Source organism: Streptomyces sp. WG5 (genome assembly GCF_049974565.1).
Lineage (GTDB): Bacteria > Actinomycetota > Actinomycetes > Streptomycetales > Streptomycetaceae > Streptomyces.
Genome location: NZ_JBNGGC010000171.1, coordinates 1 through 611, shown reverse-complemented (window position 1 = coordinate 611; position 611 = coordinate 1). Strand labels below are relative to the sequence as shown.

Sequence of the window (611 nt, the reverse complement as noted above, 5' to 3'; positions counted from 1 at the left end):
CGACGATCGCCACGAACTGGCCGGCCGGGATGTGCAGGTCGATGCCGCGCAACACCTCATTGTCGCCGAACGCCTTGCGCAGGCCGCGGATGGTCAGCGACAGCCCACGGGTCGCGGCGTCCGGTCCTCGGCGCAGCTGCCGCGCCTGCACGACGATGTCGGCACGATCGACCGGCTCGGCGTCCACCGCCTGGAAACGAAGCGCTTCTTGCATTCTCATTCTCACTTGTTCTGGAAGGCGGGGTGCCATGACAGGGTCAGCCGCTCCAGCGCCCGGGAGGCGCTGTCGGCAAGCTTGCCGAGCAGGGCGTAGATCAGGATCGAGAGCACGACGACATCGATCAGCATGAACTCGCGCGCCTGCATCGCCATGTAACCGAGCCCGGACGACGCCGCGATGGTTTCCGCCACGATCAGCGTCAGCCACATGATGCCGAGCGCGAAGCGCAGGCCCACGAAGATCGACGGCAGTGCGCCGGGGAAGATCACGCGGCGGAACAGTTCGCCGTTGCCCATGCCGTAGATTCGGCCCATTTCGATGAGCTGTGGATCGACGGTGCGGATGCCGTGGAGCGTGTTGAGATAGATCGGAAAGAACACGCCGAGCGCGA

At 65.5% G+C, this 611-nt stretch carries 1 protein-coding gene and 1 pseudogene; both read right to left on the bottom strand.

From position 1 onward, the window contains the following. A pseudogene (locus ACP4IX_RS36445) lies at positions 1 to 214 on the bottom strand (hypothetical protein); the annotation flags it as partial. Positions 215 to 222: 8 nt separating this feature from the next. Then, positions 223 to 611: ABC transporter permease subunit (locus ACP4IX_RS36440; RefSeq protein WP_426558964.1), on the bottom strand; the 389-nt coding region annotated here is incomplete at its 5' end.